This is a genomic window from Photobacterium sp. GB-36, from assembly GCF_003026135.1.
Lineage (GTDB): Bacteria > Pseudomonadota > Gammaproteobacteria > Enterobacterales > Vibrionaceae > Photobacterium.
Genome location: NZ_PYNY01000027.1, coordinates 37,684 through 52,421, shown reverse-complemented (window position 1 = coordinate 52,421; position 14,738 = coordinate 37,684). Strand labels below are relative to the sequence as shown.

At 35.0% G+C, this 14,738-nt stretch carries 15 protein-coding genes; 10 read left to right on the top strand and 5 right to left on the bottom strand.

All coding sequences use genetic code 11. From position 1 onward, the window contains the following. The first annotated feature begins 355 nt into the window (after positions 1-355). The 8 genes from C9J46_RS18355 to C9J46_RS18320 all read left to right on the top strand — a co-directional run bounded on the left by C9J46_RS18355 (position 356) and on the right by C9J46_RS18320 (position 7,810). The gene (locus tag C9J46_RS18355) at positions 356-961 is read left to right on the top strand and encodes a fimbrial protein (protein WP_107291341.1); all 606 of its coding nucleotides are present in this window, start codon (positions 356-358) and stop codon (positions 959-961) included. A 196-nt stretch (positions 962-1,157) separates the two neighbouring features. Next, positions 1,158-3,536 (top strand): fimbria/pilus outer membrane usher protein, encoded by a 2,379-nt coding sequence (locus C9J46_RS18350; RefSeq protein WP_158259621.1) that lies wholly within the window; start codon positions 1,158-1,160, stop codon positions 3,534-3,536. Positions 3,537-3,549: 13 nt separating this feature from the next. Next, positions 3,550-4,251, top strand: a complete 702-nt coding sequence (locus C9J46_RS18345; protein ID WP_158259620.1) for a fimbria/pilus periplasmic chaperone — start codon at positions 3,550-3,552, stop codon at positions 4,249-4,251. A gap of 28 nt (positions 4,252-4,279) precedes the next feature. Then, positions 4,280-4,786 (top strand): fimbrial protein, encoded by a 507-nt coding sequence (locus C9J46_RS18340; RefSeq protein WP_107206686.1) that lies wholly within the window; start codon positions 4,280-4,282, stop codon positions 4,784-4,786. A 23-nt stretch (positions 4,787-4,809) separates the two neighbouring features. Continuing rightward, on the top strand, positions 4,810-5,511 hold the full coding sequence (locus C9J46_RS18335) for a fimbria/pilus periplasmic chaperone (protein WP_107291338.1): 702 nt from the start codon (positions 4,810-4,812) through the stop codon (positions 5,509-5,511). 47 nt (positions 5,512-5,558) lie between these two features. After that, positions 5,559-6,581 carry a hypothetical protein gene (locus C9J46_RS18330; RefSeq protein WP_107206684.1) on the top strand — a complete coding sequence of 341 codons (1,023 nt, stop codon included), beginning with the start codon at positions 5,559-5,561 and terminating at the stop codon, positions 6,579-6,581. Positions 6,582-6,865: 284 nt separating this feature from the next. Then, positions 6,866-7,051, top strand: coding sequence for a hypothetical protein (locus C9J46_RS18325; RefSeq protein WP_107206683.1), 186 nt, complete (start codon positions 6,866-6,868; stop codon positions 7,049-7,051). A gap of 105 nt (positions 7,052-7,156) precedes the next feature. After that, the gene (locus C9J46_RS18320) at positions 7,157-7,810 is read left to right on the top strand and encodes a hypothetical protein (RefSeq protein WP_146144671.1); all 654 of its coding nucleotides are present in this window, start codon (positions 7,157-7,159) and stop codon (positions 7,808-7,810) included. 121 nt (positions 7,811-7,931) lie between these two features. Here C9J46_RS18320 and C9J46_RS21860 read toward each other — a convergent pair whose 3' ends face one another. From C9J46_RS21860 to C9J46_RS18300, 5 genes are all read right to left on the bottom strand, one after another. Then, positions 7,932-8,444, bottom strand: a complete 513-nt coding sequence (locus tag C9J46_RS21860) for a hypothetical protein (RefSeq protein ID WP_233217813.1) — start codon at positions 8,442-8,444, stop codon at positions 7,932-7,934. A 159-nt stretch (positions 8,445-8,603) separates the two neighbouring features. Then, positions 8,604-8,735, bottom strand: a complete 132-nt coding sequence (locus C9J46_RS21895; protein ID WP_255418312.1) for a hypothetical protein — start codon at positions 8,733-8,735, stop codon at positions 8,604-8,606. 217 nt (positions 8,736-8,952) lie between these two features. Beyond that, a complete protein-coding gene (locus tag C9J46_RS18310) occupies positions 8,953-10,836 on the bottom strand; it encodes a methyl-accepting chemotaxis protein (protein ID WP_107246187.1) in 1,884 nt (627 codons plus the stop codon). Between the two features lie 401 nt (positions 10,837-11,237). Then, positions 11,238-11,639, bottom strand: a complete 402-nt coding sequence (locus tag C9J46_RS18305; protein ID WP_107206680.1) for a thiol-disulfide oxidoreductase DCC family protein — start codon at positions 11,637-11,639, stop codon at positions 11,238-11,240. A 16-nt stretch (positions 11,640-11,655) separates the two neighbouring features. Further along, on the bottom strand, positions 11,656-12,099 hold the full coding sequence (locus C9J46_RS18300; protein ID WP_107291336.1) for a DUF3429 domain-containing protein: 444 nt from the start codon (positions 12,097-12,099) through the stop codon (positions 11,656-11,658). A 176-nt stretch (positions 12,100-12,275) separates the two neighbouring features. Here C9J46_RS18300 and trmY point away from each other — a divergent pair, with 176 nt between their 5' ends. Beyond that, the gene (gene trmY, locus C9J46_RS18295) at positions 12,276-12,872 is read left to right on the top strand and encodes a tRNA (pseudouridine(54)-N(1))-methyltransferase TrmY (protein ID WP_107206678.1); all 597 of its coding nucleotides are present in this window, start codon (positions 12,276-12,278) and stop codon (positions 12,870-12,872) included. 403 nt (positions 12,873-13,275) lie between these two features. Continuing rightward, entirely contained in the window at positions 13,276-14,736 is a 1,461-nt protein-coding gene (locus tag C9J46_RS18290; RefSeq protein ID WP_107206677.1) for a peptide MFS transporter, read from the top strand. Positions 14,737-14,738: the final 2 nt, after the last annotated feature.

Sequence of the window (14,738 nt, the reverse complement as noted above, 5' to 3'; positions counted from 1 at the left end):
TGTTAATTAATCGCTCTGGTGTTAATTAATCGCTCTGGTGTTAATTAATCGCTCTGGTGTTAATTAATCGCTCTGGTGTTAATTAATCGCTCTGGTGTTAATTAATCGCTCTGGTGTTAATTAATCGCTCTGGTGTTAATTAATCGCTCTGGTGTTAATTAATCGCTCTGGTGTTAATTAATCGCTCTGGTGTTAATTAATCGCTCTTATGTTAATTGATCGCTTTTATTTTAATTAAACACGCTGGTGTTAACTAATTTATTTTATTGGAAATAAATTTAATGTGAAAAATGAAATATTTAAAGGTAATACTTTAAATGCATTTTTGAACAACGAATATTGATAAGGATATAATATGAAAATGGATAAAAAGACTACATTAGCTTCTACTATCTTACTATCTACTGCTTTTTTTTCAGTATCAGCTTTGGCAAATCAAGGTGATGTTATATTTCAAGGAGAAGTAACGAAAGCAACATGTAATTTTGTTATTCAAGACAGTGCTGGTACAACGAATGCTTCTAACGTTGTGAATTTAAAGACAGCTACTGTTGATGAAGTAGAAGCTGGTAATGCCGAAGAAGTCGTTTTTGATATTGTTTCAGCAAAAAAAAATGATGGTTCTGATTGTTTCACTGCAGCTCATGATGTGACAGTTCTTTGGGTACCTGTTAATGGATGGGATGCTGATAATAACTTGGCTAATTTGGCGCCAAATGCATCAAAAGCACAAAAAGTTGCCGTAAGATTAATGAAAGGAGACGATGGCACTCAAATTACATCAACTGATTCACGTGTTCATTTTGAGAAAATAGCTCCAGGTACTGATGCTATTCACACACCTACAAGATATCAATTTAAAGCACAAATGGTAAAATCTTCTGATGATGCGAGTACAGAACCAGCAGTGACAGCTGGTAACGTAAAATCGCAAGCTAAATTTGTTGTCGGCTATCGTTAATAAATTGGAGAAGTACTTTATAAGTATTTTATAAGTACTTCTCAATTACTCTTATTAATAGTAATTATATTATTAATAACTTATATGTGAACATTACAGTAAGCATAATATCACAAGAACTCTATTAATTATTAGAGACCAATGATTACAAATTAAGATGGATTTAATTCGTGGTTGAAATGCGATGGAGATACGCATGCATATAAAAAATGTGATTACTATTTTAGCTGTTATGAACTCTTCTTTGTGCTTGGCACAAACTGAGTTTGATACTTCATTTATGAATGGAGGCAAAAATGTAAGATCAGATTTTTTAGACTATTCAAGTAGCAATGTTCCTGGAAAATATTTGGTTGATTTTTATCTAAATAATAAAAGTTATGGTCGTCATGTTTTAGTGATAAAAGATGATGATAAAGAATCTATTTGTTTGCCATTAACTTTATTAGAAACGTTAGATCTACCTATTAATTATGAAAAAATGATCGACGCTTTCAATCCAACAGATCATTGCTATAATTTAGAAAAAATACCGAAAGCTTCAGCTATATTTGATTTTTCTACGCAATCTTTATCGCTTCAATTACCACAACTTATTTTATTAGAAGATAATGAGTATAGCTGGGACTATGGTGCTAATGGTTTTATTCTAAATTACAATGCAAATGCAAGTCATCACTATTATCGGGATCATGGTAAAGATACATCTTCAGCATTTGTGAATTTTGATTTACAGATGAACTATGATCGCTGGGTATTTACAACACAGGCGAGTGGTACTAATAAAACAGGTATAAGATCTTCAGAATATCTTGTGTCAACAGCGATAAAACCAATAAAAAGTGCTTTCTCTATTGGTAAAACATATACCCGATCATCTGTACTCAATGATTTTAGTTTTGTCGGCTTAACATTATACTCTGATAGCTCAATGGAACCTCATAAAACGAGAGGTTATGCACCGATTATTGAAGGATTTGCTGATTCCAGCTCAACAATTACCATTAAGCAAGGTAAATATATATTACTTTCTCGTGATATCCCTGCAGGTCATTACTCTTTTAGTAATATTAACCCTATTGGAAGTAAAGATATTGTTGTGGAGGTAGAAAGTGACACTGGAAAAATTACTAAAAAAATATATCCAATGTCAACGTTACCAAATCTGCTTGCTGAAGGTGACTACGATTATAATATAGCAACGGGACGCAAAGGTGATTTTGATAACTATATTAAAAATCCATTTATATTTGCTTCTTTAGATCGTGGGTTTAGGTATGCAACGTTAAATACAGCTGTGGTTTTACATGATAAGTACCAAAGCTTAGGTATAGGAGCTGGAGTTCCTTTAAGCTATTTCGGTGCAATTTCTTTTAATGTCAATGGCTCTAGAAGCGAATATAACAAAACGGATAAAAGTCAAAAAAGAAGTCTAGAAGGGATCAACACAAGTTTACGTTATGTGAAAGATATTACAGAACGTACACATGTTCAATTTGTAGCGTATGAATACCACAGTACTGGTTATGTTGATTTTAATGGCTTTGATCCTGATTCTTATGATGAGTATGGCAGTGAGTCATTAAGAAATCGATTTGAAACAATTCTTACGCATAGTTTTGATCATTCATATCTATCTGCTTCTGGCTGGTACAGTAATTATCGAGGGATAATCGCTAGCGAATATGGTGGCAACGTATCATTCTCAACAGCATTTGAGAATGGTGTGACTGCAAGTATTAGTGGTTCAATAACATCGTCTGAATCTCTTGGTGAGGACTATTCAACGACTCTAAGTTTAAGTATTCCATTATCTTATAAAGAACGAGATATATTCACTAATTCATCAGTGACTTATTCTAAAACATCTGGGACTACCGTTAGTACCAATACGTCATTCAACAGCAGTGATAATATTTCTCATTCTGTAAGTGCAAGTGCTTCGAAGTCTGAACGTTCTGCGTCATTTAGTACAAATGCCAACTTGAATCCTGTTGCTATCGGTTTTAATGCTTCAACGAGTAATAACTCAACGTCTGTTGGCGGATCTATCTCGGGCTCAGTTGCTGCTGCAGAAGGGGCTGGTATTGCTTATTCAAGCCGTCGCTCGCAAACTATAGCAATTGTGAATACAAAAGGGATAGATAAAGCTAAAGTTAACGGTCGTAAAGCTGATAACTTTGGAAACATTATTATTCCGCTTTCAACTTATACACAGAATCGTATTAATTTAAATAGTAAAGATATATCTCATGATATTGAGTTAAATAAAACGTCATATAATGTAATTCCGACTGATAAAGCAATAATTGTTCGTAAATTTGATTATAAGAAAGTGCAAAGATACTTACTTCGTGTGTTTGATAAGAATGGAACTGAATTACCATTAGGTTCACAGGTAACAACGGACGATAATGTTTATGTTGGTTTTATTGCAACACAAGGGGTGTTAATGGCAACGCTTGACTCACCTTCACATTACCTACATATCAAAACAAATACTCAAACTTGTAAAGTGGACATTTCGAAAATTAAGCCAGATCTTAATGAAGTTAAAGATATATATTGCCAATAATGTTGAGGTTTTAATGAAAAATTACTTAATATCATTTTGTTTAGTAAGTTGTATGCTACTTTCTAGCAGTGTATATGCTGGGCTTAAAATGAACAAAACGCGTTATATTTATAATGAAGGACAAGGTGATATTACCGTAAAAATTGTCAATGATAGTGATGTTAACTATGGCGGCCAAGTATGGATAGATAGTCTGAATGAAATAAATACGGATAGTATTAATTTTATTGTGCTTCCTTCAATGTTTAAAATAGTAAAAAATGGTCGACAAATTATAAGATTAAAAAAGATTGGAAATAATATAAGAAAGGATCAAGAGTCACTCTTTTTTATTAATGTTCTTGAAATGCCACCTCGGCCAAAAGATACTCCTGATAGCTTTATGCAAATAGCGCTTCAAACAAAAGTGAAGTTGATATACAGACCAACATCATTACAAAAGACTCGTTTGGAAGCAGAAAAAGAAATAAAAATAGAAAAAGTGAATCATGGTTATAAGATAATTAACCCAACATCATATTATTTTGCTATTAGTAAAGTAATAGTGGATGGTAAATTGATTCATTTTAATAAATCCGTTGATAAAAAATTAGGATTATTTTCTCCAAAAAGTTCAATAGATCTATCTGGGATAAAGGTTAAATCTAGTTCAAAAATTACAATTTATGCACTCGATGATTTTGGCAGTAGTAGAGAATACATTATCAATGGGTAATTACTAAGACTTATTAAATGGTATTTATATGAGTGTGAATAAAATTGCTTTTGCAGTATTACTTTTATCATCTAATTACGTAATGGCACATATAGCTGAAGTAACTGTAAATATTAGCGGTAATATTATTAGTCCAGGTTGTACTGTTAATAGTAATAATGATGAAACCGTTGATTTTGAAACTGTTGATACGGGGCAGGTAATAACGGGTATTATAACAGAAACAGTGCCAGTTGTGATTCATTGCGCTAGGCCTGAAATTATTGACGGCATTAATATCAAATATGACCCTATTGATACATTAGGAAGTTCTGATGGAATACTTTCTACGAGTAAAGATGAACTTGGTATAAAACTCTTAGTTGAAGGCAGTAACTTGGTATTTGATCAAAACTACCCTGTTCCTATCGGTAATGAAACAGAATTTATCCATGATGTTACTGCTACACTGATTTACACGGGTAACGGTAATTATACAGATTTAAATGCAGGGGAGTTTACAAGCAAGTTAAGAATTACTTTAACTTATTATTAATCGTATTTTACTTAGGTTGATTCATGACATTCAAATATATTTTACATATTGGGCTATTTATACTTTTTTACAGTAGCAATTCGTTAGCTGCATTACAATTAAACGCAACAAGATATATTGTTAATGAAGGCGATAAAAGCGTTGAAATTAAGATAGAGAATATAGCAGATAAAACATACGCTGCTCAAATATGGATAGAGAACGAAAATAAAAAAGATAAAAACGTTAACTTTATCCCTATGCCTAACTTTTTTAAATTTAACAAAGGTGAAACACAAGTTGTTAGACTGCTAAATACACATAAATCGTCATCTCTTAATAATGAATCTCTGTACTGGCTCAATTTACAAGAAATACCACCTGTTGATAAGTCTAAAAAAAGTAGAATAACACTAGCTTTAAAAACAAGAGTAAAACTAATTTATAGACCTAAAGTTCTTTTAGGTAAAAGGGCTAATGCTGAGAAATTATTATCAATTGTTAAATCTAATGGAAATATAAAAATTACGAATCCAACACCTTTTTATCTAGCAGTAGTTAACGTTAAATTTAATGGTAAAGAAATAAAACTAAACAATGAGATGAAACAGCAGTTAGGTGTTTTTCCACCTGAAAGTTCAGTATTTATTAAAAACAATTATGTAGCAACAATCTCAAAATTTGAATTTGACGCTATTAATGATTACGGAACAGTCAGTCATTTTCAAGGGAAATTAGGATATTAAATACTAATTAAACGTTTTAATTTTAGAATACATATTAGGCTATCAGAATGATTAAAATTAAAGGAATCATGTTGTTCCTAATTGTTACCAGTACTTTTAATGTATATGCTAATGATATTGATGTTTTTGTTAATCCAGGTAGAGACGTTGTAGTTCCAGTTGTGCTAGATGGAATTACTTTAAATAATCAATTAGTTAACAGTGAGTTCTTTTGGGCTCATGAACGAGTCGGTACTAGTGACGAATACTCACGATCTGAAACTAGAGGTAATATAACTCTTAGTATGGTAGGAACTGCATCAACATTTCGCTTGTTATTTAATGGTGGTGGAACAAATTGGAATTGTAACCTTGGCGGTAATCCACTTCCTGGTGCGTTTCCTGGCCATAATTTAGCGGGTAATATATTGCATAGATTTTGTGGAGGAGGAAGTCAACGTTTGGGGTTTCACCTCAGAAATCGGGTTTTGCGCAATAATTGGAGAGTTAACCTTCGAACTAGAGTAAATCAGGTACGTATAGTTGTACCCGCTAATGCTACCACTCAACAAGAAAGATTTTCTATTTTCCATCGAGTGCAAAGAAATAATGCTGATAGACCTATTAATGTCGGCACTGCTGATAGAATCACTGTACATATTATACAAAATACCTGTACGTTTGGAGCTAATAACGCTGATATAGATATTAATGTTGGCGATATTACACCCGGTATCGATGGACCGAGAACTCCAGTGGACCTTGATTTAACCTGTATTTCTGAAAATAATGAAGTTGGAACCGCTGTTAATGCTGGCTTATCGAATACGGAAAATACAATGTTGGCAAATTATCGTATTGAAGAGAATATAGCGAGTAATTTTAATGACAAGGCTGTAAATGTGTTCTTATTTAGACCGAATAATGTTCGTGTTAATTTAGGTCAAGTATATGATGATATATTTGAATTAAACAACTTGGAATATCAAGTTATACCAAGTCCAATTGATGAATTTGATCCTCATGATAACACGGCTGCTCAGTTTGGTGCTTTTACTCGATCATATAATGTAATAATTGATTATTTTTAATCATGATATTGGTTTTAAAAAGGCTTAAGCTATATTTTAATAGCTTAAGCCTTTTTTTATCAATAAGTAAAGTATTCATCTTTATAGTTATTTTAATGATAAAGATAGTCTGTTTCCTTTTTGGAATTGAATGGTATCTTGTTATTCTCTATATTAGTTTTTTATTACAATATAAACTGTGGTTGTTGTATATCGAGATTGTTAAATTATCTTATATTTTTAATATTAGAATATTTTAATAAAATTTAATCTTTAAAACGCTATATTTATATTGGTATTAATTAATGAATAAAAGGATTCTGTGTTTATCTTTAATTTCTTCTTTTTCACAGGCTAATGAGCAACATATTTATGTAAATCCGGGACGTACTGTTATTGTTGATGTCAATCTTGATGGTTATAACGGTGAGTTTGATACTGGTAAGAATCATGTTTGGAATGGCCTATCTTTAGCTAGAGAGCATAACTAGGTGTGCAAACATATAAATTTAAAGATATCCAAGCAACAATTGTGAATACATATAACCGTATGAGAATTAAGCGAAAGGGGTAGAGTTGGGGAAATATAAATAATTGTGATTATGATACAAAAAAATGTCGAAAACAATGTTCGAGCTGGTTTTAGTTTTAAAACAGGTAATGGAAGGCTTGATGGTTATAAAGCAAGTTACGATATTAAATTAACCAAGATTCAATTTGAAGTTCCTATCAGTCCTGTAAGTACAATTTATAGTATTCCGATACATACCAAAAGAACGACAAATAATAATACCTCAATAATTGATACAGATTATATACAGTTACATATTGTTCAAAATACATGTGGATTTGTTGATAGTGAATTGAATAATGATGTTGGTGATATGACTCCCGGTGAGACTTCAAGTATGCGAGATCTAGATGCTGCTCTACAGTGTACACATAGTGATATTAGTACTGGACAAGCAGGAATTTCTCCTGAACCGAATACGATGTATGCGACATATACAATGACGCCAAATGAAGTATTTGATGAAATTAACCGTGATGCAGTTGATGTTCATTTTTATCGTAATGGGTTTGATCCAATTCAGTTTGGTCATATATATAATGATAATTTATATGAGCTTAATCATTTAAAGTATCAAATAATAGTAAAGCCGATTAAGGATTTTAATCCCCGTAATGATACCGGACCTCAGTTTGGACGGTTTTTAAGATCATATACAATAACAATAAATTATTATTAAAGTTATTATTTATCGAATTATTACTTATTTATTATTAGTCTGTGCAATAATTTATATGTTCGTTTTAAGTTAACAAAGCCAGCAATAAATGCTGGCTTTGCTGTTAACCTGATGTGTTAAGTTAAGCGTTTAAGCAAGTAACAACATCTTCTGTAAAGTAGGGTTCTTGGTATCCCCAGAACATGTATTTTACTTTTAGGAAGTGCTGACTAAATGAGTGCAGCATCGGTGCGATGTTGTTTCGTTTTTCAACTACTGCAGTTGTGTTTGTTTGCCCTATGTAATTACCGTCTTGAATGGCAATCCCTAAAGGGACGGAATACTTATTTTCATGCATCATAGCTAAAGCATGGTTTAATTGTCCTCGACGCTTAACCATGAGATCAGGTGCACCTAATCCCACACCCATTTTTTCGCCATATCGATAAATACTTTTCAGGTAACCTTTGTCTTCCCAAGGAAGCCATTCACCGTTAACAAAGTTGGCATATTGCATGGTTGTTGAGGAAGGAAACGTCTGTTTCAAGGTCAGCATGTTTGCTTTGATACCTGTTATATAGTCTTTTTCATTAAAGCTTGGATCGGTTTTTACTGATACACCAATAGCGGTTTTTTGTAAGTTTATCCCTTCCATTTTTCGTCAAACTGGCGTCCTAATGCTTGCACTAATAGTGAGAAGGTATTTAGGTACGGCTTTATTTTCAGAATAGAAGGTTGCATCTTGAAGTTGAATAAACAGTTTTTTACCGTGCTTTTTTAGGTATTCATAATCATCAAAAATGATAGAGAAATCTTAAACGTCTTTTTGAGGTTCTAAGTCAGACCATGAATACATGATTTGTGCGCCTACAAAACGAGGTTTGTTGAGTAAAGGATGAGATTTAATGGCTTGTCTGTCTTTAGCAAAATAGACGAAATGTTTCATGTTATCACTAGCAATAGGGCAGCTTGCGCTTAAGTGTTTTTCATATTCATTTTTATAGCGATCTGTTGGGTTACCCCATGCCGCATGGTGTTAATACTGAAACAAAGTGTGAAGAGAAATGGAAATATTGGCATAGTAGTTAGCGGTATATAGAACAAAAGCTAGCATGCTATATGCTAGCTTTTGTCGTTAGTTTTTCGTTGTTATAACGGTATGTTTAGAGTTTAAAGCGACTGATTTCTTGTTGTAGTTCATGAGATAAATTTGATAGCTCAGCTGCCTGTTTGGCGGCTTCATTGGCTTCTACAGCAAGTTCATTAGAAACATCACGAATTCCCTCTGTATTACGGGTGATCTCAGATGTTACGGAAGATTGCTCTTCAGCGGCGGAAGCAATTTGTGTTGCCATATCATTGATCGTGGTTACGGCAGTCGTAATTTGTGACAAGCTTACTGCTGCTGCATTGGCATCATCAACACTGGTTTCAGAGAGATGACGACTATCCTCCATGATATTCACAGCTTGACCTGTGGTTTTTTGTAGGGTCTCTATCATTTGTTGAATTTCTTGAGTTGATGCATGCGTCCGTTGGCTAAGTACACGTACCTCATCTGCAACAACAGCAAACCCTCGACCTTGCTCACCAGCTCGGGCTGCTTCAATCGCGGCATTTAATGCCAATAAGTTGGTTTGTTCAGCAATCCCTTGAATTGTAGATAGGATAGTTGTAATGCTTTGAGCATGGTGATTTAGCTCACTGATCACAGATGTTGCCGTATCCACTTCTTGCGCTAATGTGCTGATGGATTGTTGGCTTTGGTTGACCTGTGTTGCACCGTGATTAGAAGCGGTTACCGTTTGCTCTGATGTTCTTGCTGTGTTTTCTGCGTTGGCAGCAATCTCTTGTGTGGCGGCTGCCATTTCATTGATTGCTGTTGCGACCATATTAATTTCATCTTGCTGATGCTGAATACGAGTGCTGCGCTCTTCGGCTTGTGAAGCGGTTATATGAGATTGATGATTAAGTGATTCTGAAACATGACGTAATCGAGTCACCATTTGGTGCATGTTACCGACAAACTGGTTGAAATTTAGTGCAAGCTTACCCACTTCGTCTTGGCTTCTTGGTTCTAAACGTTGTGTTAAATCACCTTCACCATTTGCAATTTCAGCCAGTGCTTTAGATACACGGTTAAGATCGCGAAGAAGATAGTTTACTAACCACGCTACCGCCATAACCACGATCAAAGTGATCACAATAGCGGTGATGATTAACTCTGTTAATAGTGAATAGTAGCTGGCTTCTTCTGTCGATTTATCCATTTCAAGGCCAAATATCCAATCACTATTTGGGATATTTGCAAAGTAAAATAGCTTATCTACCCCTTTGATTGAGATCTGCTCTAAGCGGTTTGTATTGGCACTTTGTTCAATGTTACCCATGTTTAACTGATTGCTATAATTAGCAATCGGTTTCAATAACAGTGACTTATCAGAATGAGCAAGGAAAGTTCCATTCTTTTTATCGATTAACATAGCATGAGCATTATCACCAACGTTCAAACTGATCACATCGTTAATGAGTTGATCAATTAATACGTCGGCACCGATAACACCGGCAAGTGCGCCGCTATGTCGAATAGGCTCGGCAATCGTCACTAAAAGGGCGTTAGTAATAGCGTCTTGATAAGCGGTGGTGATCACTTGTTTATTGCTGTTAACGGCATCACCGTACCAAGGGCGAGTACGAGGATCGTAATCAGCACGGTTACGTTCTGGGTGTGAACGCAGCATTTGTCCTGCAACGGTGCCGTAGTAAATATCGTCAAAACCGCCAGCATCGCGTGCTTGTTGAAGGAAAGGCACAAGATCTGCTTTTTGATAGGGTTCTTTTACTGAAGAGGTAATACTGCGACGGATATTAATCCAATCTTCAATACCGCTGGTAGCTGTGGTTGCTACGCTTTGTACGCGATCTAAGATATTTTCATTTGTTTGTTGTTGTAAATTACTGGCAGCAAGCCAAGTTAATACTGTTGCCATAAGGACAACAGCAGACAAGCTCGCGCTGATCAGCTTTTGTTTCAGTGATAGTTGCATTGTTGTCTCAGAAAATGAGGTGTTAGAAAGTGCGGCGAGTGTAAATAGTGTTTTATATATATGCACGTAAATAAATACAAAAATTAGAGGTATCACTTAAAAGAATTAAAATTGTCATTTTTATGACTGTGTGTAGTCTGATTGATGGCGTTTTATTCTAAATGTTAGGCTTGTATTGATTTTAATTTTTTTGGGAATAATTGTTTTTTGTACTTAGTACAAGAACTAAAACTCTAGCGTATATTAATAAAGAGTTGCGGCTGAATATAGTCAACCGTGATGTTAAGTTATGGATGTCGTATTGGGCTCATTCCACTGATTTATCAAAAGATAAATAACCTAATAGAAAAGTAAGATCGTGATTGAGCATAGTGTTAAACATTTAGCTTAGCTGACGTCTATTAATCAATTGAACAGCTATTACAACGGGATTTTCCGGTTAATAAATAGGAAATATGATAACGGTTTCTGGCAAAAAATAAGTATGCTTTATCGGCAACGATACGTATCACTGGAAGCCTGAGTATTTTTAACCATTTCTTTTTACCAACCAGGTTCCATGCTTTATAAGTGACATCAAGACCAAGTAAAAGCTGTTGTTCTGCGCCTATTTGAGATGAGAGTAAACCGTGTAAAACAGTGCTGGCTTTTTCTTTTGATATATCAGGAAAGCGTTGGATAAAATCAGGCGCAAGAATATCTTCAAATTGTAATTTTTGATGTTTATTAAGTTGTCGAAGTTGTTTCATTTCAGCGACGCAAAGTGGGCAACTTCCATCATAAAAGATGATCATCTTTTCCATTTTTCATATTCCCTGGTTATGTGATTGCAAATACAACCGCATGTAATCCGCAAACACAAGTAGTTAGACGATTACGTAATTGTTGATAATACTCATCTTGATGAGCGGAGTTAAATTTTATCTCGGCGATACGAATACAGATAAACCCCAGCATTAATGCAACAAGAGCCCAAGTGTAGTGATCTGTAGAATGTAATAGCGAAAACCAAGCCAGTAGCGCAAAAAAGTTACTCAAGAGTAAAGCAAACCGACTGGTTGAATTTTCCTTGTGATTCAGACTGTTTCCCCACATAACACCAGAAAGAAAACTAAGAATAATAGCACTATAACTGACGAAGATTAGCAAAGCGGAAGTGTTAAAAATACGTATCTCAAGGCTGATAGCGAGTGCACTTAGGGCAAAAGGAAAAAGTCCTAGATAGCCAAGTGTGTGGGAGGGTAATCGAGTGATAGTGTTCATATTTCCTAGTCGTCATTGATTGATTAACTTAATACGCTTAAAAATAGGAATCTGATCAATGGGGGTTACATATTGATGAAAAGCGGGGATAATACTGCGCTCGCTGTAGGTATATGATTGGTATATACCTATGTGTAGCGATGCTGGTGTCACTTTCAACTTCTAGGATATTAACTATGCGTGCTTTCGTATTAAGAGCCCGTTCTGCACCCACCGACAGTAAAATGCTATTAGCATCTGTGGGTCAAGATGCTCACACTGAAATTTTGGCTCACGTTTTAATGAATGCTATTTTTGTGGCGCAGTCTCACCGCGAAGATATTATGGTGCATTTAGTGCTTGAAAGTACGCAAGACTTTTCTCGTACCATTAGCTTTAATTCAAATGATATTACTAATTTAACGGGTTTTCATGAGCAAGCATGGTTAGATAAGATCACTCATGCGCTTGATAAATCATTAGGCATGGGTAAAGAGCAATGTCGTAATGTAGAACCGGGGATCACAGTTCGTACGATCAGTTTTGAAAAGCTGATAGTTGAACTTGCTGAAGACTACCAATTATACATGTTAGATAAGAAAGGGGATTTTGTTCGCGATATTGAACTTGCTGCGAACCCTTGTTTCTTATTAACCGATCACATGCCAATGCCGAAGAAAAGTTATAATAGCTTAAAACGCTTAGGCGCACAGAAGATTAGCTTAGGTCCTAAGATGTTATTTGCTTCTCAATGCATCGTATTAATTCATAATGAGTTAGATTTAACGCTATAACGTGTTCTAACTGTTTCTTTTATTAAAGCCGTAGCAGCGATTGTTACGGCTTTTTTGTTACATTAATGTTGTGATTTTTGTTATATAGCTCTACTGAAGATTTTAGTTTAGTGACGTGTTTTTAACATAACCTTATGAATACTTAGTTTTTTTCAAAATTGATGCTTTGTTAGAACTAAAAATGGAATGATGTTTGTTTACTGCTTGTAAATGGAATAATCTATTTCTAGTGAAGCAATGATTAAATGTCTAAAACTATGAAAAGTAAGATACTAAATATGGGGTAAGAATATGCTTGAGCTTAGAGAAGTTCAGTGTATTTTCATTCTTAAATACCCTAGGTATAAACACACCCATAAGAATGACAACCGTTAGCTAAACGGGCCTTTTTACAGGAATCAATATGCAATTATCCTCTCAGCCTAAAGGGCTTTTTCACCTCATCGCAATACAAATGTGGGAATTTTTTAGCTACTACGGCATGCGTTCGCTATTAATTCTATTTTTAACCCAAAAACTCTTAATGTCAGATGAACATGCTTATGCTCTATATGGTGCATATACATCTTTAGTTTATGTGACACCCATTTTAGGGGGTTATTTAGCAGACCGTTATTTGGGTAATTACTGGGCTGTTGTTATTGGCGGCTCACTGATGGTTGCTGGCCACATTGTATTAAGTATTCCGAGTAACGATCATACGACCTTGTATTCTGCGTTAGCATTAATTATTTGTGGTTATGGCTTTTTTAAAACTAACTCAAGCTGTTTATTGGGTGAGTTATATAAAGGTCATGAAAGCGCACGTGAATCAGGATTTTCTATATCCTATATAGGCGGTAACATTGGTTCTGCTTTAGCGCCAATTTTCTGTGGGTATGCTGCAAGCCGTTGGGGATGGCATGTGGGCTTTGCTCTTGCAGGTATTGGTATGTTTATTGGCTTAATCATTTTTAGTACGGGCCGTAAAAACTTTGCCCATGTACAAAAAGCCAATAAAGCGGCGTTAACACAAAAAACAGCAGGTATTAGTCACTGGTTCTTAATCATTCTCGGTGTCGTTGCTGCCGCGATAGGTCTTGTATTTGTACTTAAAGATTTATTAGCCGGTTACATTCTTGCCGTGATCCTTGCATTTTCAGCACTACAAATGCTGCGTTTATACCGTAAGAGTGATGCTGAAGATCGCAAGAAACTTCACTCAATTATGTACTTTATGATTTTTGGTATGGTGTTTTGGGCATTTGATCAGCAAGGTGGCAGTTCAATCAGCTTATTCATCGAGCGTAATATTGATACTGATATTTTTGGTTACCATATTCCAACAGCTTTCTTCCAATCGGTGAATCCTGTAGCCGTTATTGTGGGTGGTGCTGCGGTGACATGGTTGTGGAAAGTATTATCGACACGTCAGATCTCTGTTCGTACATTAACTAAATTAAACATGGGTTTGTTTCTCTTAACTGCGGGCTTTAGTTTGATTACGTTGTCTTCTAAGTTAGCAATGGCAACAGGTCATACAACATTCCTATGGCTATTTATTGGTTTGTTTTTCATTGGTATTGCTGAGCTATTTATTGACCCTGTCGCGTTAGCTGCAATTACGCGTATGAATCCGCAAGGAGCAACAGGTACGGTTGCGGGTATTTACATGTTAATGGGTGGTTCGGTAGCAAACTATTTAGCAGCAAACATTGCTGAGTTAACATCAACCAATACACCAAAAGGTGATGCCATTGATTTAATTACTTCTGCTGCGCAATATCACCACGTATTCCAGTCTATTTTAATAGTGACGGTTGTGGTACTGGTGATGGGATTATTGGTGAATTTTAAAAACCGTAATCAGCCAGAATTTGATTAACG